2 protein-coding genes are annotated in these 1,198 nt (G+C 57.8%); both read left to right on the top strand.

All coding sequences use genetic code 11. The features are described from left to right. Window positions 1-253, top strand: a 253-nt coding sequence (locus M3G14_RS11595; protein WP_259926685.1) for a transposase, incomplete at its 5' end; no start/stop codon positions are given. Next, window positions 253-1,152 carry an IS3 family transposase gene (locus tag M3G14_RS11600; RefSeq protein WP_259926686.1) on the top strand — a complete coding sequence of 300 codons (900 nt, stop codon included), beginning with the start codon at window positions 253-255 and terminating at the stop codon, window positions 1,150-1,152. The genes M3G14_RS11595 and M3G14_RS11600, both read left to right, overlap by 1 nt. The last annotated feature ends 46 nt before the right edge of the window (window positions 1,153-1,198 follow it).

The raw sequence follows: 1,198 nt of genomic DNA on the forward strand, positions 1-1,198 counted from the left end.
GGTGATTGAGTCGCAGCGCCCGATCGCCCATGTGGCCCGAGAGATCGGTGTCGCCCCGGGGCTTTTAGGCAAGTGGGTCAAAAATGAGCGGGAGCGCCGAGGTTCTGCCGATGGGATGAGCGAGGCGGACCTTCGGGCCGAGAATGCGCGCTTGCGCCGTGAGCTGGCAGAGGCTCGGATGGACAACGAGTTTTTGTCAAAAGCGACAGCCTTCTTCGCTGCGAAGCAACGCGAGCAGAAAAGTTCGAACTAATGTGGCGAGAGAAGGCAAACTACAGCATTAAACGTATGGCACGCTTGTTGAAGGTGTCTCGGTCTGGATACTACAAATGGGCCCATACGCAGCAGAAACGACTATCCGGCGACGATGATCGTGCAGCATTTTACGATGATGTTGACCGCAAGATTCACCGGATTTGGAAAGACTCCGATGAGGTTTATGGTGCTCCGCGCATTACCGCAGAACTTGCCGAGCGCTACCACATTGCGCTTAACCGTAAGACCGTGGCTAAGCGGATGCGCTTGATGGGGATTGAAGGGATTTCACCGCGTGCTTTCGTCCCGGTGACCACGATTCAGTCCAAGCGTAAGTCCACGCTTCCTGACCTGGTCAAGCGCATGTTTGATGCCGGTGAGCTGAATCGGGTGTGGACGTCGGATATTACCTACCTGCGCACCGGTGAAGGCTGGTTGTACTTGTGTGCGGTTCGTGATGGTCATTCCCGCCGTGTGCTGGGCTGGGCTATGGATAGTGTGCAAGATACTTCCCTGGTCGAGCGGGCCCTGCGGATGGCGTATACGCTGCGCGGTGACGTTCCTGATGGCCTGGTGTTTCACGCTGACCGTGGGGCACAGTTTACAAGCGAGCAGCTCTGGGATGTCTGTCGCGGCCTGGGCATTGCTCAGTCCGTGGGGCGTACCGGGGTGTGCTTCGATAACGCGATGGCTGAATCGTTCTGGTCGACGCTGAAGACCGAATTTTACGACCGGCAACACTGGCCTACCCGTGATGCTGCACGCGCGGGTGTCGCCCGCTGGATTGAAGTGGTCTACAACCGTCGACGGCGGCACTCCGCACTCGGGATGGTCAGCCCCGTCGACTTCGAGCACCACATCACCCAGACCACCAACGAAGAAGAAACAGCTGCCTAACTATGAGGTAGCTCCACTACGTGTCCACCATTTGCGGGCAACCCCA

Origin of the sequence: Corynebacterium sp. p3-SID1056 (assembly GCF_025152525.1) — a bacterium.
Lineage (GTDB): Bacteria > Actinomycetota > Actinomycetes > Mycobacteriales > Mycobacteriaceae > Corynebacterium.

Coding starts and splice junctions, on each gene's coding strand:
- M3G14_RS11600 (WP_259926686.1), top strand. CDS start 253: ATGTGGCGAGAGAAGGCAAACTACAGCATTAAACGTATGGCACGCTTG.